Source organism: Streptomyces sp. CNZ287 (genome assembly GCF_007827615.1).
Genome location: NZ_VISV01000009.1, coordinates 144,134 through 163,407 on the forward strand (window position 1 = coordinate 144,134; position 19,274 = coordinate 163,407).

Genomic DNA, 19,274 nt, shown 5'->3' on the forward strand with positions numbered 1-19,274 from the left:
CGCCGTGGTGTCCTTCTCCTTCAGCTTCCCCGCCACCGTCTGGGCCCTGGACGGCCTCGGCCCGTGGACGGCCACGGGCGTACGCGGCCTGCTGGCCGGCCTGCTCGCCGCGGGCTGCCTCGCCGCCGCCCGGGCGCCGGTCCCGCCGCGCCGCGACCTGGCCGCGCTGCTCACCGTCGCAGTCGGCTGCGTCCTCGGCTTCCCCCTGCTGACCACCCTGGCGCTGCAGACCTCCACCACCGGCCACTCCGCCGTCGTCATCGGCGTGCTGCCGCTGGCCACCGCCGCCTGCTCGGCCGCGCTCACCGGCCGCCGCCCGTCGCGTACGTTCTGGACCGCCGCCGGCGCCGGCGCCCTCGCGGTGCTCGCCTTCACGCTGAGCCAGAGCCGCGGCCTGCCCGGCACCGGCGACCTCTGCCTCTTCGGTGCGCTGCTGCTGTGCGCGGCGGGCTACGCCCAGGGGGGCCGGCTCGCCGGGCGCATGCCCGGCTGGCAGGTCATCGCCTGGGGCTGCGTCGCCGCCCTGCCCGTCACCGCCCTCGTCGCCGCGCTGGCCCTGCCGCGGGAGCCGGCAGACCTGACGGGGCAGTCGGTGGCGGGACTTGCGTACATCGCGGCGGTGGCCCAGTTCGGCGGGTTCGTGCTCTGGTACCGCGGCATGGCCGTCATCGGGGTGCCGCGGGCGAGCCAGCTCCAGCTCGCCCAGCCGCTGCTCACCCTCGTCTGGTCGGTGCTGCTCATGGGCGAACACCTCGCCCCGCTCGCCCCGGTGACCGCGGTGATCGTCCTGGCCTGCATCGCCGTCACCCAGCGGGCGCGTACCTGACGTCCGGCCGTTCCGGTACGCCCCCGGGCGGCCGGCCGATCGCGTCCCGTACGGCGTACGACAGAAGGTCTCCGCACGTGCGGCGACCGCCTGTAGGGTGGCGAAGGGACATCAGAGGTGGAGGGGTGATCGTGGGAGTTTCCCTGGCCAAGGGCGGCAACGTCTCGCTCAGCAAGGAGGCACCGGGGCTGACGGCCGTGACCGTGGGGCTCGGCTGGGACGTGCGCACCACGACGGGCGCCGCGCACGACCTGGACGCCTCGGCGCTGATGTGCGGGGCTTCCGGGAAGGTGCTGTCCGACCAGCACTTCATCTTCTACAACAACCTCACCAGTCCGGACGGCTCGGTCGAGCACACCGGCGACAACCTCACCGGCGAGGGCGACGGCGACGACGAGTCGATCAACGTGGACCTCAGCCTGGTCCCGCCGCAGGTCGAGAAGATCGTCTTCCCGGTCTCCATCCACGACGCCGATCTGCGCGGGCAGAACTTCGGCCAGGTCAGCAACGCCTTCATCCGGGTCGTCAACCGCAGCGACGGCGTCGAGCTGGTCCGCTTCGACCTGAGCGAGGACGCCTCGACCGAGACCGCGATGGTCTTCGGCGAGCTGTACCGGCGGGCCGGGGAGTGGAAGTTCCGCGCCGTCGGCCAGGGTTACGCCTCGGGGCTGCACGGCATCGCCACCGACTACGGCGTCAACGTCGGCTGATCCCGCCCGCCGCGGCGACGGCCGCGGGCACGACGGCAAGGGCGAGTATGCCGCCGCCCACGGTCAGCAGCGGATAGCCGGCGCCGGCCACCACCGCGCCCGACGCCAGCCCGCCGCCGGCGCCCGCGGCCGAGATCGCGACGTCGACCAGGCCCTGGGTACGGGCCCGGGTGGCGGGCGGTATGGCGCTGGTGACCATCGCCGTACCGCTGACGAGCCCCAGGCTCCAGCCCACCCCCAGCAGTGCGAGGGCCACCGCGAACACGGCGGTGGACTCGGCGGTGGTGGCGGCGACCACGCCCGCGGCCAGCATGGCGAGTCCCGCGGCGACGGCGACGACGAGCGGGCCGCGGCGGTCCACGAGCCAGCCGGACAGCGGCGCCGGCAGGTACATCGCGCCGATGTGGACGGCGATGACCAGTCCGGAGGCGGCGGTGCCGTGGCCGTTGTCGTGCATGTGGACCGGTGTCATCGTCATGATCGCGACCATGACGAGCTGGGTGACCACCATGACCAGCGCACCCGGCAGCACCCCCGGGCCGCGCCGTCCTGCCGGCGGCTTCGCGCCGGGCTCCGCCCCGATAGCCGCGCCGGGCTCCGCCGCGGGCGGCGCGGCGGAGCCCTCCGCGGCGTCGAGTTCGCGCGCGAGCAGGAGCGGGTCGGGGCGTAGCCACACCGCCAGCACCAGGGCGGCGGCGCCGTACGCGGCGGCCGAGACGAGGAACAGCCCGGACAGCCGCGGGACGCCGAGCGCGGCGCCCAGATCGCCCGCGGGCACGGCCAGGTTGGGACCCGCCACCCCGCCCAGCGTGGTGGCGACCAGCACGGTGGACACGGCGCGGCCACGGTACGCGGGCGCGGCCAGATCGGCGCCCGCGTAGCGGGCCTGGAGGTTCGTGGCGGTGCCTGCGCCGTAGACGACCATCGCCGCGAACAGCAGCGCCGAACTGCCGGCCACCGCCGCCGCGACGGCCCCCGCGCTGCCGACGGCGCCGGCCAGATACCCGGCGGCCAGCCCGGGGCGGCGGCCGTACGCGTCGGAGAGCTGCCCGACGACGGCCGCCGCCAGCGCGGCCCCAGCGGTGGCCAGCGCGCCGAGCAGCCCGGCCAGGCTCGTGGAGCCGAGCATGTCCTGCGCGAGCAGCGCGCCGTTGACCACGCCCGCGGCAAGTCCCGCGCCGCTGAGGACCTGGGCGGCGAAGAGGACGGTGAGGGCCCGGCGTTGCGCGCGGGCCCGCGTGCGGACGGCGGGCCCGGCGGGCGCGGTCGTGGTCACCTGGGGTTCCTTCACTCGGGGATGCGACACATGTGCGATTCGGGCGTACGGCGCCGACGGTACGCGGCACTCTCCCGCCGACTCCCGCCGGGGTACGGGTGCGGGCCACGGCGGCAGACCGCGCCCGCGGCCCGGCGACCGGCCCGGCCGGACGGCGCGGGGCGGTCACCGGGCCGGGGCGGCCGGCGCGCGCCCGGCGGGACGGTCCGCGGGATCAGCCCCGCAGCCCCCAGTCGAGCCGGTCCCGCAGCCCGGCCGCGTCGAACGCGGCGGCCAGTTCGGTGCGGCCCTCGGTGAAATGCGACCAACTGTCGTAGTGGACGGGGACCACCCGGCGGGCGCCGAGGACCCGCGCCGCCTCGGCGGCCTGCGCGCTGTCCAGGACCAGCGGTTCGCCGCCGAAGAGCACCGGCACCCGCGGTGCCCCGGCGAAGAGGATCGCGGTGTCCACGGGGCCGAACCGCCCGGCCGTCTCCGCGACCGCCGCCGTCGAGGCGTTGTCGCCGCTGACGTAGACGACGGGCAGCCCCGCCCCGGTGAGGACGAACCCGGTGACCTCCCCGATCGCGGCCTCCACGACCGCGCGCGGCTCGGGGCCGTGCACGGCGGGCACGGCGGTGACCGTGACCGTGCCGCCGCCGGGCCGGTCAAGCTCGGCCGTCTCCCAGCCGGCCAGCCCTCTGGCGCCCGCGCCCAGCCGCTTTCCGCCGCCGGGCGTGGTCAGCGTCAGCGGGACGTCGGCGAGCAGCGCCCGGCCGGACTCGTCGAGGTTGTCGGGGTGTTCGTCGTGCGAGAGCAGGACCACGTCGATACGGCCCAGCGCGGCCGGCGCCGCCGCCGGGGGCGCGGTCTTGGTGAGCGACCCGCCCGGCACCTCGTAGACGCGGGGCTCGTCGAAGGTGGGATCGGTCAGGAAGCGCAGACCGCCGTACTCGAAGAGGGCGGTGGGCCCGCCGAGGACGCGTACGGGGAACTGCTCGGCGGACGTGCCGGTTTCGGCCATGATGAACCTCACGGATAGCAGTTGAATTATCCGTGAGGACCATAGCCCTGCCTCACGGATGACGGCAACCCGTACCATGAGACCTATGCCCGAGAGCCCGACCGGCGACTTCACCGCCACCCCCGCCCCCGGGGCCGCGGACTACCCGTCGCTCGACTTCGTCAACAGCGCCATGGCGCTGCCCGGGGGGCAGTTCACCGACCTCCTCGGCACCCCCGCGGACGCCAACCGCTGGCTCACCGGGCACGGCCTCGCCCCGGCGGACGCCGGGATACGGGAGATGTGCGCGGCGCAGCTGCGCTCGCTGCGCGAGCATCTGCGGGTGCTCTTCGCCGCCCGCGCCGAGGGGCTGCCCGCCCTGCCGGCGGCGCTGGCCGCCGTGAACGACGCGCTCAGCCGTGCCCCCACGGCCGCGCTGCTGTACTGGGACGAGAAGAACGGCCCCTACCGCGCGGCGCCGTGCCCCACCAACGAGATCCTCGACCGCGCCCTCGCCGTCCTCGCCGCCGACGCCGCCGACCTGCTGACCGCGCCCGACGCCGACCGCCTCACCCGCTGCGGCTCCAGCCCCTGCAACCGCTACCTGCTACGCCACGGCCGCCGCCACTGGTGCTCCACCCGCTGCGGCGACCGGGCCCGCGCCGCCCGCGCCTATGCGCGGCGCACCCGGCCGGACGGCGGCTGAGCCCCGCCGGCCAGCGCCGCTTCCAGTTGGGCGACGCCCTTGGCGGTCTGGCTCTTGACCGTGCCCACCGAGATGCCCAGGGTGTGCGCCGTCTCGCGCTCGGAGAGGTCGAAGGCGTGCCGCAGCACGACGCAGGCGCGCTTGCGGAACGTCAGCCCGCGCAGCGCGTCGCGTACGTCCACGACCGCCGGCACGTCCGGTCCCTCGGCGTGCTCGTGGCCGCCGGTCCAGTACAGGGCGAGGCGGCGGCGTTCGCGTACGGCGCTGCGGATGCGGCTGCGGACGAGGTTGGCGACGACCCCGCGGGCGTACGCGGCCGGGTGGTCGGCGGCGCGCACCCGGTCCCAGCGGTGCCAGAGCGCGGCCAGCGCGTCGGCCGCCACGTCGTCGGCGCCCTCCGCCTCGCCGCTCAACGAGTTCGCCAGCCGGGTGAGTTCGGCGTAGTGGTGCTCGAAGAACTCGCGGAACTCCGCGGTCGCCGCGGCGTCGTGACCGGCGCTGGGTATGCCCACGGTGGCCTCTCCTCGCTCTCGCGTGTCCAGGCCCCTGTTCACGTCGTCAGTCATCGTTCAAGATGGTGAACGCAATCTAAGGCAGGGCGACCCGGGCGGCAACCCCCGCGACCGACACGGGTCTTCGCCGCCGGCAGGGTCCTGCCCCGCGGGCGCGGCCGGACTCAGGGCTCGTCCGTGCGCGACTCCAGTTCCCGCCGGGTCTCCGGGCCGTAGACGCCGCGCTCGTCCTCCTCCAGGTTGTTGACCGACTGGAAGGTGCGCACGCTGGTGCGTACGCCGTCGTCGTACGCGCCGTCCGCGGGCTGGAGCAGGCCCAGCCCGACCTGGCGCAGCCGGTGCTGGAGTTCGGTCACCTCGGGTCCCGAGTCGCCGGGCCCGAGCACCGGCGGGAGGACGGGGACGGCGGGGGCGCCGTCGGTGGGGGAGGAGGATGGCGGGGGGTGGGAGGCGCCGTACGCGGGCGGGGCGGTGGGGGCGATCGAGCCGATCTGCCCGTTCGTACGGCCCGGCGCGAGGTCGCCGGCGTGGTCGTCGCCCGCGGCCCGGCGGCCGGCGGGGGGCGCGTTCCCGTCCCCGCGGTCGCGCCCGGCGCGGTCGTCGGGATGTGCGCCCGTACCGTCCGCCGGTGCGCCCTCGTCGTCGCCCAGCGGGCCCCCGTCCGCCTCGCCGCCGCCGGACGGACCGGTGCTGATGCGGGCCGGTCCCGGGCCCGCCTCGTCCGACTCCGGACCGCCGGTCAGCAGCCCGGCGGTGACGACGAGCCCGGCGATCACCGCCGCCGCCCCGCCGGCCGCGAGCAGCAGCCCGGTGGGGCGGCGGCGGTGCCCGCCCCCGACCACCGTGTCATCCGGCTCCGGCTGCGCCGCCTCGATGCGCGCGACCGCACTCCCCGGCGCCACCTGCGGCAGGAACGCCGCGCGCGGCACCGGCAACAGCTCGGTTCCGGGCCCCGGTTCGCTCCCGCCGTCCGCGTCCTGCCCGCCCCCGGCCTCGGTCGCGCGCATGACGTACGGTCTGATCAGCCGGGGTTCGGCGCGCTGCCCGGTCGCAGGCGTGCTGCCGGTCGTCGGCGTATCCGATTGCGGTGCCGCGTCCGCCGCACACGCGCAACTCGGCCTGCCGTCCTCCTTGAGCGGTGCGAAGCACCGCGGACACCCGTCGGATGGCACTGGCGTTCCCCTCCAGTTCGATGCCGACGATTATGCAAGCAGGCCGCGGTTCGCGCGGCCGATTCGCCCCCCGTCCCCGGCCTGTTTGCCGTACATGTGCTCGGGCAAAACGCCCCACCACCCGCTCAATCCGACGCATACTGGCGTCGCCCCCCTCTTGGCCGATTCTCGGCTGTACCAGGGAGGCCCCTATGGACAACGACCGCACTTTCGGCGTCACGGCCTGGATCATCGCGCTGACCATCACGGTCGTCGCACCGCTGGCGCTGGTGTTCTACCTCGTGCTGTAGCCGGCCAACGGCCCGCTCTCCGGGCGTGGTTAGGAAAGTTTCCTTCCAGTCTTGACGGCGTGCGGAAAGGACCTTAGCTTTCCGGCCACGCCCATCCGCACTCCGGATGGGACGACCCCCAAAACTGGAGACCCCCCATGCGAAGGACCAAGCCCCTCCTGCTCGGTTCCGCCAGCGTCGCGACCGCCGCGCTGCTGTTCGCCCTCACCCCGCAGCTCAGCGCGGGAGCCGACGAGGACTCCGCCGCGACCGGCCGCGACGCCCGCGGCACGACCTCGGCCCAGGCCGCCGCCCGCGCCGCGGCCCCGGCGGGCTCGCCCGTCGCCGAGAACGGCCGGCTGGCGGTCTGCGACACCAGGCTCTGCAACGAGCAGGGCCAGGCCGTCCAGTTGAACGGCATGAGCTCGCACGGCACCCAGTGGTACGAGCAGTGCCTCACCGACGGCTCCCTCGACGCGCTGGCGCAGGACTGGGACGCGGACGTGCTGCGCGTCTCCACGTACGTACAGGAAGACGGCTACGAGACCGACCCCGAGCGCTTCACCGCCCTCGCCCAGCGCGTCGTCGACCAGGCGGTAGACCGCGGCATGTACGCGGTCTTCGACTGGCACATGCTCAGTCCCGGCGACCCCAACGCCAACACCGCCCTCGCCAAGCGCTTCTTCACCGACATGGCGAGCAGGTACAAGGACCAGCCCAACGTCTTCTACGAGATCGCCAACGAGCCCAACGGCGTCGGCTGGGGCGCGGTCAAGAGGTACGCCGAGGAGATCATCCCCGTCGTCCGGCAGCACGACCCGGACGGCGTCGTCCTCGTCGGCACCCGCGCCTGGTCCTCCTTCGGCGTCTCGGACGGGGCGGACGAGCGCGAGGTGATCGACAATCCGGTCGACGCCGGGAACATCATGTACACCTTCCACTTCTACGCCGCCTCACACGGGGACGAGTACCTGCAGACGCTCTCCCGCGCCGCCGACGCGCTGCCGGTGTTCGTCACCGAGTTCGGCACCCAGGACTACGCGGGCGAGGGCGCGAACGACTTCGCGATGTCGCAGCGGTACCTGGACCTCATGAAGCAGAAGGGCATCTCCTGGACCAACTGGAACTTCTCCGACGACTGGCGCTCGGGCGCGGTGTTCAAGGAGGGCACCTGCGACGGTGACCAGTGGACGGGAACCGGCGTGCTGAAGGAGGCCGGGGTCTGGATCCGGGCGCGTATCAAGGAGTGACGGCGGGGGCCACGACACCGCGGGACCGGCTCGGTGCGGGCCGGTCCCGCGGCTCTTTCCCGCCGCCTTCCTCGGTTTTCCCCGGTTTCAGCCGACGTTGATGTTGGAGCTGCCGCTGCTCTGGAAACCCTCCGTTGCCATGATCATGTAGTAGCTGAAGTTGCCGAGTTGCATCCCGGCCCGGGACCACGCGTCGAAGTGCGTGCCGGTGTTGATCGTGCCGCCGACCCGCCGCGACCTGTTGACGCTCCAGAACTGCGGGAAGGTCTTCGTGCCCTCGACGGAGGGGGCGTTGTAGCGCATCGTCCGGTAGATGTCGTACGTGACGCCGTCGCTGCTCACCGAGCCGTGGTTCTCGCCGGTGGGCCGGTAGGTGCCGTAGCTGTCGACGATGTAGTACTCGACGAGCGGGTTCGAGGTCCAGCCGTAGAGGCAGAGGTAGCCGTTGCCGGAGGGGCTGAAGCTGCCGGAGTAGTTCACGTTGCGGCGGCTGCCGTTGCTCCAGCCCTTGCCGCAGACGAAGTTGCCGGTGTTGCGCCACGAGGTGCTGTAGTTGCCGCCGTTGCCCAGCGTCATCGAGACCGTGCCCTGCGCGTCGGTCCAGAACGAGTAGTAGTACCCGTTGTGGTTGCCGGTCTGGTTGGTCGTGATGGTCTGCGCGTGGGCGACGCCGGCGGGCAGGAGCGTGGCCGCGGACGCGCCGAGGGCGACTGCTCCGGCGCGGCCGACGAACTGCCGGCGGCTCACGCCGTGGGGGGTGCCGTTCGTGTTCATTCTTCCTCCTCGTGACGGCAGGCGGGAGGGCCTGCCGCCGGGCCAGTGTGGCGCCGAACGGGTCGTGCGTCAGTGTTGAACCGCCGGGGAAGGGTGTCAATAGTTTCGGCGGTGATTCCGAAACATTGCAGTGAGGTGTCCTCGAGGTGGGTAAGTATCGCCGCAGTTCAGGCGGTTATACGCGAGAGAGGTGCAACGCAAGTCCGTCGGGGGAGTATTGAGAAGATCCCAAGAGAGGATTCTGCGCCCGAAAGTTTCGAAGGATCAGGTGACCTGGTCGTGACGGCCGAGAAAACGGAACGCTCCGTTGTGGGCCTCGTAGAGGAACGCCGTCCTGCTCGGCTCCAGCATGTGCACCAGGTCCGCGGTGAAGCGCAGCGGCTTGGCCACGCCCGCGTGGCTCACCTCCACGATCCGCTCCGCGACCTGGCCCGGCACGATCTCCGTGCCGCCGCCCAGCGCGTCGAGCGCGGCGGCGATCAGGCCCACGGCGTCGTACGCCTCGGCGGCCCAGCGGGGCGGCGGGCCGTCGTAGCGCTCGCGGTACGCGGCCGTGAAGGCGCGGGCCGCCTTCGACGTCGCCTGCTCCGCCGCCGTGTACGGCGCGCCGAAGACCCAGCCCTCGGCCGCTGCCCCCGCCTCCCGCAGGAACGCCGGCCGCATCACCGGCTCGAACGACGTCCGCGGCCCGTCGAAGCCGGCCGCGGCGAGCGCGCGGGCGCACGACGCCGCGCGCCCGGGTGAGGCGCCGGCGTAGACGACGGCCTCCGGCCGGCGCGCGAGCGCCGCGGCGACGGCCGCGCCGAACCCGTCCGCCGCCGCCACCGGATGGAAACTCGCCTCGCCCTCCCCGGGCGGCGACTCGCGCAGGGTGTCGACCACGCCCTGCACCTCGCCGCCCGCGGCGGCGTCCTGCACGACCGCGGTACGGACCACGCCGCGTACCCGCGTCAGGTAGTCGAGGACCGGGTGCGTGTGATAGGCGCCCGACAGCCGGGTGCCGACGAGCGACGGGGCGTCGGTCCTGCCCACCCCGACCGCTTCGGTGTCGACCGACACGTTCACGGCGGCCAGCGACTCCTCGCCGTAGAGCGGGAGCGCGGCGCGCAGGGTGCCGGCGGTGGTCGGGCCGAGTACCGCCCGGAAGGACCGCTCGCCGAGCACCTGCCGGGCCACGTCCTCCGCCCGGCCGGGGTCGCCGCGGTCGTCGTACGGGACGAGGGCGAGCCGGTAGCGGGCGCCGTCGCGGGCGTTGTGCAGCGCCACGGCGAGCCGGGCGCCGCGCTCGTGGGCGACGCCGACGGCGCTCTGATCACCCGTCAGGGCGGCGTGCAGGGCGATGGGGTGGGTGGGCAGGCGCGGTGAAGCGCCGCCGTCCCCGCCGCCGTTGCCGTCGCGGAAGAGCGCGGCCGCCCCGCCCCCCGCGGCGGTGAGCACGGCGGCGGCGCCGCCGACGAGGAACCGCCGCCGGGAGGGCCCGTGCCGGCCCGCGGTGACGGTGTCCGCCGCGCCGGGCGGCGCGGCGCCGGCGAGCGCGCTCTGCCGCGGCGGCGGGTCGAGTGCCCGGGCGGACCGCTCGGCGACGAGCCGCAACACGGGCGACGGCAGCCAGTCATGGGGGCCGGCGGGCAGGCCCGCAACGGGCGCGGGGGGCGGGGCGGCCGGGATACGGGGCGCCGGGTCGCCGGGCCGGTCCGCGGCGCGTGCGCGGGGGAGCCGCGGATCGCCCGCGCCGTCCGCGGCCCGTACGCCGGAGGGCCGTGCCTCACCGGCGCCGTCCGCGGCGGGCGGGCCGTCCGCGGAGCCGTCCTCGCGCCCCTGCGGGTCGTCGGCGTTCCCGCCGGACTCCCGGCCCCCGGCGCCGCGGTCGTCCACCGCGCGGCGCTCACCCGCGAGTTCGTCCGCCTCCGTCCAGCGGCCCGCCGCGCCGTGTCCTGCGGCCTCCGTCGCTTCGTACGGCAGCGTCTCCGACGCCGGCCCGCCTTCTCCGGCCTCTCCTGCCACCTGGTCCCGCAGGACCCGGGTGGCCGCGTCCGGCGGCGGGGGCGCCGGGACCCGCGGGTCGACGGGTCCCTCCGCGGGCGCCGCGGACGCGTCACCCGGTGCCCGGCTCGCGGCGGCGCCCGGCTCCGCCGCCAGCGCCGTCCGCAGCTCCGCCGCCGTGGGCCTGTCGTCCGGGGCCTTCGCCAGGCACGCCGTGATCGCCGCCCGCAGTCCCCGCGGCAGCACCTCGAGTCCCGCCAGATCCGGCGCCTCGTGCACCGTGCGGTACAGGACCGCGGCCGGGTTGCCCGTGCCGTACGGGCGGCGGGCCGTGGCCGCGTACGCCAGTACGCAGCCCAGCGCGAACACGTCGCTCGGCGGCCCCGCCCGGCCGCCCGCCCTGATCTGCTCCGGCGCCAGGTACCCGGGCGTCCCGATCACCGCGTCCGGTGCCGTCAGCGCCGTTGCCCCGGAGTCGTGCGCGATGCCGAAGTCGATCAGCCGCGGCCCGTCGAGCGCGAGCAGCACGTTGCCCGGCTTGACGTCCCGGTGCACGAGCCCCGCCGCGTGCACTTCCGCCAGCGCCTCCGCCAGCCGCGCGCCCAGTGCCGAGACGGCGTACGGCGGCAGCGGCCCGTACCCGTCGACCGCCTCCACCAGCGCGGGCCCCGGCACGAACGCCGTGGCCAGCCACGGCGCCCGGGCCTCGGCGTCGGCCGCGGTCACCGGCACCACCCAGCGGCCCGTCAGCCCCGTCGCGAGACGCACCTCGCGCCGGAACCGGGCGCGGAACGCCGGGTTCGCCGCGTGCTCGGGCCGGATGACCTTCAGCGCCACCAGCGTGCCGTCGCCCGCGCGCGCCAGGTAGACCACGCCCATGCCGCCCGCGCCGAGCCGGGCGAGCAGCCTGTGCCCGCCCAGCTCGTCCGGGTCGTCCGCGCGCAGCGCCCGCATCGTCCGCCCCCCGTCAGGAGCCGGGGAGGGCCACCGGGCCGACGTAGCCGAACCGGCCGTCCTCGACGCGGTAGTGGTGGATCTTCCCCTGCTCGATCTCCCTGCTCTCGTCGAAGCTGTACGTGGCCGTCAGCCCCTTGAACCGGGCGGCGGTCAGCGACGCGGCCAGCGCCTCGCGCGTGGGCCTGCGCCTGCTCTTGCGCGCGAGCGCGGCCAGCCGGTCGGCGATCAGCCGCGTCACGTCGTACGCCTCCGCCGCCCACGGCCCCGGCGCGCCGCCGAACCGCTTGCGGTACGCGGCGGCGAAGTCCCGTACCGCATCGGCGTCCGCTCCGACGTACGGCGTCAGCGTCTGCCAGCCCTCCGCCGCGTCGGCGGCCGCGGCCGTGAACGCGCCGCCGGCCGCGGGCTCGTCGAGGAACCGCGGTCCGTCGAAGCCGCGCTTCGCCAGCTCGCGCGCGACCGCCGCGGCGCGCTCGGGCGTGCCGGTGTAGAAGAAACCGTCGACGCCGTGGTCGACGATGTCCGCGACCACCGGGCCCAGCGCACCGGCGTCCGCGGCGGCGGGTACGACGCGCAGGTACAGTCCCAGCTCCGCGCCCGTCGCCGCGTTGTGCGCGATGGTGCTGTGTTCGAAGGCACGGATCCCGCCCGCCCGGTCGGACAGCAGGCCGATGTTCGCCGCGCCCTGGCCCAGGAGCACGTACACGGTGGTCAAGGCGGGCCGCAGGCTGAGAGCAGTGGCGTGGAAGTACGCCTTCGGCTCCCCGTTGACCAGCGCCGCCTGCGCGGCGCTGTACGACCCCTCCGAGACCGTCAGCAGCGGCATCCCCGCGCCGTTGTAGGCGTCCAGGGACGCCTGGGCGGAGCCGTAGCCGGTCGGGCCGAGGACGGCGAGCACATCGCGGTCGCCGACGAGCCGCCGGGCGACGGTGAGCGCGCGGGCCGGGTCCCCGCCGTCGTCGGCGACGGTCAGCTCCAGCGTGAACGGCGCGTTCTCACGGGCGTTGAACTGCTCCACCGCCAGCCGCGCGGCCCGCTCCTGGGCCGCCCCGGCTTCTCTCTGAGGTCCCGTCAGGTCCGCGTGCAGCCCGAGGGTGCGGCGCGGGCCGCGCGCCTCAGCGGGCGCCTCGCCGTCGTCGCGCAGCACCGCCCACAGCGCCGCTCCGCCGCCCGCGGCGAGGAGCGCGCCGCCGCCGGCCAGCGCGAGGATCCGGCGGCGGCCGGGACGGGCGGGTGCCGCCGGGGCCGCGGTGGTGTCCACGTCCCCCGCGTCTCCGGCACGCGTCCCTGAGACCTCGGTGGGCTCCACGCCGGGCAGTCGCAGCATCTCCGCAGAACGCTCGGCGACCATCCGCACCACCGCGTCCGGCAGCCAGTCGATGTCGCCCTCGGGCGCGTCCGCGACCAGTTCGGCGTCCAACCCGGCCGCGGTCGGCCGCCCTTCTGCCTCCTTCGAAAGGCACCGCACGAGCAGCGCCCGCAGCCCCTCGTCCGCGAGGCCGTCCAGATCCGGCTCGTCGTGCACCGTGCGGTAGAGCAGCGCGTCCGCGGCGCCCGTACCGAACGGCGGCCGGCCGGTGGCCGCGTACGCCAGCACGCACCCCAGCGAGAAGACGTCGCTCGCCGGGCCGACCCGCTGCGCCCGCGCCTGCTCGGGGGAGAGGAACCCGGGCGTGCCGACGACCATGCTGTCCGACGTCAGCTCCGTCTCCTCGGCCGCCGTGGGCCGGGCGATGCCGAAGTCGATGAGCCGCGGGCCGTCGAGCGCGAGCAGCACGTTGCCCGGCTTGAGGTCGCGGTGGACAAGACCGGCGTCGTGCACCGCGGCGACCGCGCGCGCGAGCACCTTGCCCAGCACCCGTACGCCGTGGCCGGGAAGCGGACCGCACGCCTCGACCGCCTCGGCCAGCGAGGGGCCCGGCACGAAGGCCGTGGCCAGCCACGGCGCGTCGGCCTCGGTGTCGGCGTCGAGCACCGGCACCACCCACGGGCTGGCGACCCGGCGGGCGGACGCCGCCTCACGGCGGAACCGGGCCCGGAACTCGGGCCGTTCCGCGTACTCGGGCTGGATCACCTTGACCGCGGCCGGGGAGCCGGCCCGGGTGCGGGCGAGGTAGACCACGCCCATGCCGCCGGCGCCGAGCCGGCCCAGCAGCCGGTTCCCGCCGAGGTGCGCGGGGTCGGAGGGGAGCAACCGCTCCATCAGTCGCCCTCCTTCGTTCCCGGTGAGCCGTCTCCGGCGTCTCCCGCGTCTCCCGGGTCCTCGCGGGCGATCGCGCCCTGGGCCCGCTGCATCATCGTCACCAGCGGCTTGACGCTCATGGTCGCCACGTCCCCGGCGACGGTCTTCTCTCCGGCGCAGACGGACACGCCGACGACCACCGGGCCGAACGTCGACTGGTCCCACGTGTACGGGTACGGCCCGCCCCGGCTGTCGCTCACGCACTCGCCGCGCTCCGAGAGCGCGTCGTCGCTCGTCTCGTTGGCGCCCTCGCCGTACGCGAGCGCCAGCGACGTCAGGCCCGTCAGCCGCTCGCCGGCCCGCAGCGTCTGCTCCGGGCAGCCGACCGCCTCCTCCAGCATCCGCGCCTGCTCCCACGCCGCGTCGAGAGTCGTACGGTGCACGGTGACGGTGGCGGAGACCTCCATGGCCCCCTTGCCGCCCGCGGCGGGGATCTCGAAGTAGCGGGTGCGCGTGGCCAGTACGTCGTCCGGAAGCCCCTCCGTGCGCCACGCGCAGTCCTCGGCGAGCACGGTCCAGCGCGCCGGATCGCTCTCGTACGGCGTCGCCTTCACCGTGCCGGGGCCGAAGTGCTCCGGCTCGGCGAGGACGTCCTGGACCAACCGCCGCGCCTGCGCCGCGGTCCGCGGGACCTTCTCCGGGTCGGCCTCGGGCCTCGGTGCCCGCGTGGGCGCCGTATCGCCGCCGGCCGTCGCGCTCCTGCTCGCGGTCGCCTTCTTCCCGGGCTCGCTTCCGCTGTCGCAGGCGGCCGCGCCCGCGAGCAGCATCGCGACTAACGCCGCCGGAACACCCCGGCGGCGCACGCGTCTTCCGTACGCCATGACTCCCACCCCTGCCCCCTGCCCTCCGCGACCCTCCGGCCCGGCGTGCCGAACGCCACGCGGCGGCCACCCCTACGGATGCCGCTCCGGTGTCCGGCGGTTCCGCTGCCGGACACCGGAGCGGCATCGCGTCTTGGCGGTGAACTCTACAAGGGCGCCGGGCCTCCGTCTGCGCCGGAAAATGGCCGTTGCCCGGGCGGGCTGGCATGCCGTACGTTGTGCGTATGGGAACTCTGTGATCACCGCCGGGCGCACGACCGCGTAGAGCCACGCTCCGCGTGCCGTCGCGCCCGTCCGTGCGCGAGTCCCGCTTCCCCCGCCCTTCCGTGCGGCGCCGCGGCGCGCTCTCGTGTACGGACCCGTCCTCGATCCGTCGCGAACGGCCACGGCCGGGAACAGGGGCACCCACCTCATGACCACCGCACAACTCTCCCTCCACACCGTCACCAAGCGCTACGGCGAGCGCGTCGTGCTCGGCGACGTGACGCTCACCGTCCGCCCCGGCGAGAAGGCCGGCGTCATCGGCGACAACGGCTCCGGCAAGTCCACGCTGCTGCGCCTCCTCGCCGGCAGGACCCGTCCCGACACGGGCGAGGCGACCCTCGTCACCCCCGGCGGCCTCGGCTATCTGCCGCAGAGCCTCGACCTGCCGCAGGAGGCCACCGTCCAGGACGCGGTCGACACGGCGCTCGCCGGGCTCCGCGCGCTCGAAGCGGAGCTGCGGCGGGCCGAGTCGGGGCTCGCCGGAGCGGCGCCGGGCGCGCTGCTGGACGCGGCGCTGGCCGCGTACGGGCGGCTCGTCGAGGAGTACGAGACCCGCGACGGGTACCGCGCGGACACCCGCGTCGACGCCGCCCTCACCGGCCTCGGCCTCCCTGCCCTCGCCCGCGACCGCCGCCTGGGGACTCTCTCCGGCGGCGAGCGCTCCCGCCTCGCGCTGGCCGCGACCCTGGCGGCCCGCCCGGAGGTCCTGCTGCTCGACGAGCCGACCAACGACCTGGACGACCGCGCGGTCGCCTGGCTGGAGGACCACCTGCGCGCCCACCGCGGCACCCTCGTCGCGGTCACCCACGACCGGCTGTTCCTGGAGCGGCTGACGACGACGGTCCTGGAGGTCGACGGCGGCCGGGTCACCCGCTACGGCGACGGCTACGACGGCTATCTCGCCGCGAAGGCCGCGGAACGCGCCCGCATGCTGCGCGAGTACGAGGAGTGGCGCGCGGAACTCGCCCGCAACCGCCGCCTGGCCGAGTCCGCCGCGACCCGTCTCACGGCGATCCCGCGGTCGCAGCCGCTGGCGGTCTTCGGCCACGGCGCGTTCCGCACCCGCAGCAGGACGCACGGCGCCGCGGTCCGCATCCGCAACGCGAAGGAGCGGGTGGCCCGCCTCACCTCGAACCCGGTCCGGCCCCCGCCGCAGCCGCTGGTGTTCCGCGCCCGGCTGGAGTCCGGCGGCCCCGGTGCGGCGCCGCCCGGCGGAAGCGCGGCAGTCGCGGACGCGGGCGGCACCCCGGCCGGCCCGGAACCGGCGGCGGAGGTGCCCGCCGCCGAACTGGCGGACGTCGTCGTCGGGGACCGGCTGCGGCTGCCGTCGCTGCGCCTGGGGGCCGCCGAGCGGCTGCTGGTCACCGGGCCCAACGGGGCCGGGAAGACCACCCTGCTGCGGGTGCTGGCCGGTGAGCTGCGGCCGGACTCCGGGACGGTGCGGGTGCCCGGCAGCGTGGGGCACCTGCGGCAGGGGGAGACCGCGTGGCCGCCCGGCGCCACGGTGTTGCGGGCGTTCGCCGCCGACCGCCCCGGCACCCTGGACGAGCACGCCGAGCGACTCCTGTCGTACGGCCTCTTCCGCCCGGCGGACCTGCGGCTGCGGGTGGGGGAGCTGTCGTACGGGCAGCGCCGCCGCATCGACCTCGCCCGGCTCATCGCCGAGCCGGTCGACCTGCTGCTCCTGGACGAGCCGACGAACCACCTGTCGCCGGCGCTCGTCGAGGAACTGGAGCAGGCGCTCGCCGGCTACGCGGGCGCGCTGGTCGTGGTCACCCACGACCGCCGCATGCGCGCCCGCTTCACCGGCAACCGCCTCCACCTGGACGCGGGCACCCCTCGCCCACATGAGTGACGCCCGCCGTACCCGTCCCGCCGGTCCTTCACCCGGCCGGTCCCCGGGCGGGCGCCGTTCCGCGGCCCGCCGGCCGCTGCCGCGCCCGCCGCTGGGGGTACCTTCCGGCGGGCCGTCCCCGAGGGTGGGGATCCGCCGCGCATGCTGGGGAGATGTCCGTCGCCGCGTTCGTTTCGTCCCGGTGGTTCGTGGCGGCGCTCTTCGTCGTCATCACGTTCGCCGACCTGGTGACCGCCCGGGGGCAGTCGCTCGGCGCCCTCTTCTCCATCCTCCCCGTGCTGGTCGCGGTGAACGGCGGGCGGCGGGCCGTCGTGGCCGCCGGGGCGCTCGGGGTGGTGCTGGCCGCCCTGCTGAGCTGGTACAACCACGACGCCGGGCAGGCCCGGTTCTTCGCCCGGTTCATCGCCGTCGTCGGCGCCACCGGGCTCGGGCTCGTCCTCCAGGCGGTGCGTGTCGACCGCGAGAGGCGGCTCGCGCGGGCGCAGCGGATCGCGGACGTGGCGCAGCGGGCGCTGCTGCCGGTGCCGCCCCGCCGCGTGGGGCCCTTCGAGGTCGCCGCGACCTACGCGTCCGCGGCGCACGACGCGCAGGTCGGCGGCGACCTCTACGACGTCGTGGGCACCGGCTCCGGGCTGCGTGCCGTGATCGGCGACGTACGCGGCAAGGGGCTGCCCGCCGTCCGCATCGCCGGCGGCGCGCTCGGCGTCTTCCGGGCCGTCGGGCACGACGAGCGGGATCTGCCGCTGATCGGCCGCCGGATGGAGCACAGCGTGCTGCGCGAGGCGGGTCCGGAGGACTTCGTCACCGTGCTGCTGGTGGAGGTCACCACGGGCGGCCGCTGCACGCTCCTGTCGTACGGGCACCCCCCGCCCCTGGTCCGCAACGTCGCGGGCGAGGTGCGCGAGGCGCCCGTCGCCGCGCACCCCCCGATCGGCCTCGGGCTGCTGCGGGACCCCGCCCCCGAGGACCGCGCGGACGGCGGGTACGGGGCCGCCGGGGCAAGCGGCGGCCCCGGCGACGCCGGCGTCGTCTCCGCCGCCGACCCCGCCATCGACCCCCTCGCCACCCCCGACAGCGCCTCCGCGCGGACCACCGAACTGATCCTCGTCCCCGGCGACGAACTGCTCCTCGTCACCGACGGCGTCCTGGAGGCCCGCAACGCCGCCGGCGAGTTCTACCCGCTGACCCCGCGCTACGCCGGCTGTCTGGGCCCTCACGACCCGCCCGCCGAGGTGCTCGCCGCGCTCAACGCCGACATGCGCGTCTACTGCGGCGGCGAACTCGACGACGACTCCGCGCTCGTCCTGCTGCGCTACACGCCGCCGCTGCCCGGCGAACGCTCGTCCTCCACCGGGGCCGTCTCGCCCCGCTGAGCCGGCAGCCGCGGCACCTCGGCCGCACCGGCCTCCGCGTGCCCCTCCTCGTCACCCGGGGAGCCGGCCCGCGCGTCCGCCGCCTCGACGGGGGCCGCCGCGTGCTCCGCCGCCGGCGCCGCGCGCTCCGCCTGCCGTTCCTCGCGCCACGCCGTCACCCGCAGCGCGACCGGCTCCGTGTACCGCGCCGCGAGCGGTCCGACGATCACCAGCACCAGCACGTACGCCGTCGCCAGCGGCCCCAGCTCCGGCTCGACCCCGGCGGTGACCGCGATCCCGGCGATGACGATGGAGAATTCGCCGCGCGCGACGAGCGTGCCGCCCGCCCGCCAGCGGCCCTTCTCCGAGATGCCGGCGCGTTTCGCCGCCCAGTGTCCCGTCGCGATCTTCGTCAGCGCCGTCACGACCGCCAGCGCCAGCGCCGGCAGGATCACCGGCGGGATCGACTGCGGGTCGGTGTGCAGGCCGAAGAAGACGAAGAACACCGCGGCGAAGAGGTCCCGCAGCGGACTGAGCAGGTTGTGCGCGCCCTCCGCGACCTCGCCCGACAGGGCGATGCCCACCAGGAACGCGCCCACCGCCGCCGACACCTGGAGCTGCTGCGCGAACCCGGCGACAAGCAGCGTGAGCCCCAGGACGACGAGCAGCAGCTTCTCGGGGTCGTCGCTGGAGACGAAGCGGGAGATCAGCCGCCCGTAGCGGACGGCGATGAAGAGCACCGCGCCCGCCGCCCCGAGGGCGATGGCCAGCGTGGCGCTGCCCTGCGCGATGCCGACGCCGGCGACCAGCGCGGTGACGATCGGCAGGTACACCGCCATCGCCAGGTCCTCCAGGACCAGCACGCTGAGGATGACCGGCGTCTCGCGGTTACCGAGCCGGCCGAGGTCGCCGAGGACCTTGGCGATGACGCCGGAGGAGGAGATCCAGGTGACGCCGGCCAGCACCACGGCGGCGACGCCGCCCCAGCCGAGCAGCAGCGCCATGATCGCGCCCGGCAGGGCGTTGAACGTGAAGTCGACGAGGCCGGCCGGGTACTGGGTCTTGAGGTTCGAGACCAGGTCGCTGGCCGTGTACTCCAGGCCCAGCATGAGCAGCAGCAGGATGACACCGATCTCGGCGCCGATCGCCACGAAGTCCTCGCTGGCGCCCAGCGGCAGCAGCCCGCCCTCGCCGAAGGCGAGCCCGGCCAGCAGGTACAGCGGGATGGGGGAGAACTGGAAGCGGCCCGCGAACCGCCCGAGCAGACCGAGTCCGAGGATGATCGCGCCGAACTCGATGAGGAAAACCGCGTAGGAGTGCAAG

Annotated in this window: 15 protein-coding genes; 6 read left to right on the top strand and 9 right to left on the bottom strand. The window is 75.4% G+C overall.

Features of this window, described 5'->3' with window-relative positions; translation table 11 throughout:
* The first annotated feature begins 4 nt into the window (after positions 1–4).
* Positions 5–826 carry a DMT family transporter gene (locus FB457_RS18240; RefSeq protein WP_047019116.1) on the top strand — a complete coding sequence of 274 codons (822 nt, stop codon included), beginning with the start codon at positions 5–7 and terminating at the stop codon, positions 824–826.
* 131 nt (positions 827–957) lie between these two features.
* Complete coding sequence (locus FB457_RS18245) at positions 958–1,536, top strand: TerD family protein (protein ID WP_047020586.1); 579 nt, start codon at positions 958–960, stop codon at positions 1,534–1,536.
* Here FB457_RS18245 and FB457_RS18250 read toward each other — a convergent pair.
* Both FB457_RS18250 and FB457_RS18255 read right to left on the bottom strand, forming a co-directional pair.
* Positions 1,523–2,812 carry an MFS transporter gene (locus FB457_RS18250; RefSeq protein ID WP_145782428.1) on the bottom strand — a complete coding sequence of 430 codons (1,290 nt, stop codon included), beginning with the start codon at positions 2,810–2,812 and terminating at the stop codon, positions 1,523–1,525. The genes FB457_RS18245 and FB457_RS18250 overlap by 14 nt on opposite strands.
* A gap of 214 nt (positions 2,813–3,026) precedes the next feature.
* Positions 3,027–3,815 (bottom strand): MBL fold metallo-hydrolase, encoded by a 789-nt coding sequence (locus tag FB457_RS18255; protein ID WP_047019118.1) that lies wholly within the window; start codon positions 3,813–3,815, stop codon positions 3,027–3,029.
* Between the two features lie 85 nt (positions 3,816–3,900).
* Here FB457_RS18255 and FB457_RS18260 point away from each other — a divergent pair, with 85 nt between their 5' ends.
* A complete protein-coding gene (locus tag FB457_RS18260; RefSeq protein ID WP_047019119.1) occupies positions 3,901–4,500 on the top strand; it encodes a CGNR zinc finger domain-containing protein in 600 nt (199 codons plus the stop codon).
* Here FB457_RS18260 and FB457_RS18265 read toward each other — a convergent pair.
* Positions 4,467–5,012: a SigE family RNA polymerase sigma factor gene (locus tag FB457_RS18265; protein WP_047019120.1), complete on the bottom strand. Its 546-nt coding sequence runs from the start codon at positions 5,010–5,012 to the stop codon at positions 4,467–4,469. The two genes, FB457_RS18260 and FB457_RS18265, sit on opposite strands and share 34 nt — an antisense overlap.
* Positions 5,013–5,176: 164 nt before the next feature.
* Positions 5,177–6,019 (bottom strand): peptidoglycan-binding domain-containing protein, encoded by an 843-nt coding sequence (locus tag FB457_RS18270; RefSeq protein WP_047019121.1) that lies wholly within the window; start codon positions 6,017–6,019, stop codon positions 5,177–5,179.
* A gap of 592 nt (positions 6,020–6,611) precedes the next feature.
* On the opposite strand from FB457_RS18270, the gene FB457_RS18275 reads away from it, so the two are divergent.
* On the top strand, positions 6,612–7,703 hold the full coding sequence (locus FB457_RS18275; RefSeq protein WP_145782429.1) for a glycoside hydrolase family 5 protein: 1,092 nt from the start codon (positions 6,612–6,614) through the stop codon (positions 7,701–7,703).
* Between the two features lie 87 nt (positions 7,704–7,790).
* On the opposite strand, the gene FB457_RS18280 is transcribed toward FB457_RS18275, so the two are convergent.
* The 4 genes from FB457_RS18280 to FB457_RS18295 all read right to left on the bottom strand — a co-directional run bounded on the left by FB457_RS18280 (position 7,791) and on the right by FB457_RS18295 (position 14,480).
* A complete protein-coding gene (locus FB457_RS18280; protein ID WP_047019123.1) occupies positions 7,791–8,477 on the bottom strand; it encodes a glycoside hydrolase family 11 protein in 687 nt (228 codons plus the stop codon).
* Between the two features lie 264 nt (positions 8,478–8,741).
* Entirely contained in the window at positions 8,742–11,414 is a 2,673-nt protein-coding gene (locus FB457_RS18285; RefSeq protein ID WP_145782430.1) for a protein kinase domain-containing protein, read from the bottom strand.
* A gap of 13 nt (positions 11,415–11,427) precedes the next feature.
* Positions 11,428–13,620 (bottom strand): bifunctional serine/threonine-protein kinase/ABC transporter substrate-binding protein, encoded by a 2,193-nt coding sequence (locus FB457_RS18290; protein WP_047019125.1) that lies wholly within the window; start codon positions 13,618–13,620, stop codon positions 11,428–11,430.
* Complete coding sequence (locus FB457_RS18295) at positions 13,620–14,480, bottom strand: hypothetical protein (protein ID WP_253911509.1); 861 nt, start codon at positions 14,478–14,480, stop codon at positions 13,620–13,622. The genes FB457_RS18290 and FB457_RS18295 overlap by 1 nt, the downstream gene beginning before the upstream one ends.
* Positions 14,481–14,892: 412 nt before the next feature.
* Here FB457_RS18295 and FB457_RS18300 point away from each other — a divergent pair, with 412 nt between their 5' ends.
* Positions 14,893–16,599, top strand: a complete 1,707-nt coding sequence (locus tag FB457_RS18300; RefSeq protein ID WP_145782431.1) for a TlrC/CarA/OleB/SrmB family ABC-F type ribosomal protection protein — start codon at positions 14,893–14,895, stop codon at positions 16,597–16,599.
* A gap of 152 nt (positions 16,600–16,751) precedes the next feature.
* On the top strand, positions 16,752–17,972 hold the full coding sequence (locus FB457_RS18305) for a PP2C family protein-serine/threonine phosphatase (RefSeq protein ID WP_047019127.1): 1,221 nt from the start codon (positions 16,752–16,754) through the stop codon (positions 17,970–17,972).
* On the opposite strand, the gene FB457_RS18310 is transcribed toward FB457_RS18305, so the two are convergent.
* The gene (locus FB457_RS18310) at positions 17,912–19,273 is read right to left on the bottom strand and encodes a cation:proton antiporter (protein WP_047019128.1); all 1,362 of its coding nucleotides are present in this window, start codon (positions 19,271–19,273) and stop codon (positions 17,912–17,914) included. The genes FB457_RS18305 and FB457_RS18310 overlap by 61 nt on opposite strands.
* Position 19,274 lies beyond the last annotated feature (1 nt).

Bases quoted from the DNA above. Each gene is read 5' to 3' on its own strand.
- FB457_RS18255 (WP_047019118.1), bottom strand. From the start codon at position 3,815: ATGGCCGAAACCGGCACGTCCGCCGAGCAGTTCCCCGTACGCGTCCTC.
- FB457_RS18260 (WP_047019119.1), top strand. From the start codon at position 3,901: ATGCCCGAGAGCCCGACCGGCGACTTCACCGCCACCCCCGCCCCCGGG.
- FB457_RS18270 (WP_047019121.1), bottom strand. From the start codon at position 6,019: ATGCGCGCGACCGAGGCCGGGGGCGGGCAGGACGCGGACGGCGGGAGC.
- FB457_RS18275 (WP_145782429.1), top strand. From the start codon at position 6,612: ATGCGAAGGACCAAGCCCCTCCTGCTCGGTTCCGCCAGCGTCGCGACC.
- FB457_RS18280 (WP_047019123.1), bottom strand. From the start codon at position 8,477: ATGAACACGAACGGCACCCCCCACGGCGTGAGCCGCCGGCAGTTCGTC.
- FB457_RS18285 (WP_145782430.1), bottom strand. From the start codon at position 11,414: ATGCGGGCGCTGCGCGCGGACGACCCGGACGAGCTGGGCGGGCACAGG.
- FB457_RS18290 (WP_047019125.1), bottom strand. From the start codon at position 13,620: ATGGAGCGGTTGCTCCCCTCCGACCCCGCGCACCTCGGCGGGAACCGG.
- FB457_RS18295 (WP_253911509.1), bottom strand. From the start codon at position 14,480: ATGGCGTACGGAAGACGCGTGCGCCGCCGGGGTGTTCCGGCGGCGTTA.
- FB457_RS18300 (WP_145782431.1), top strand. From the start codon at position 14,893: ATGACCACCGCACAACTCTCCCTCCACACCGTCACCAAGCGCTACGGC.
- FB457_RS18305 (WP_047019127.1), top strand. From the start codon at position 16,752: ATGTCCGTCGCCGCGTTCGTTTCGTCCCGGTGGTTCGTGGCGGCGCTC.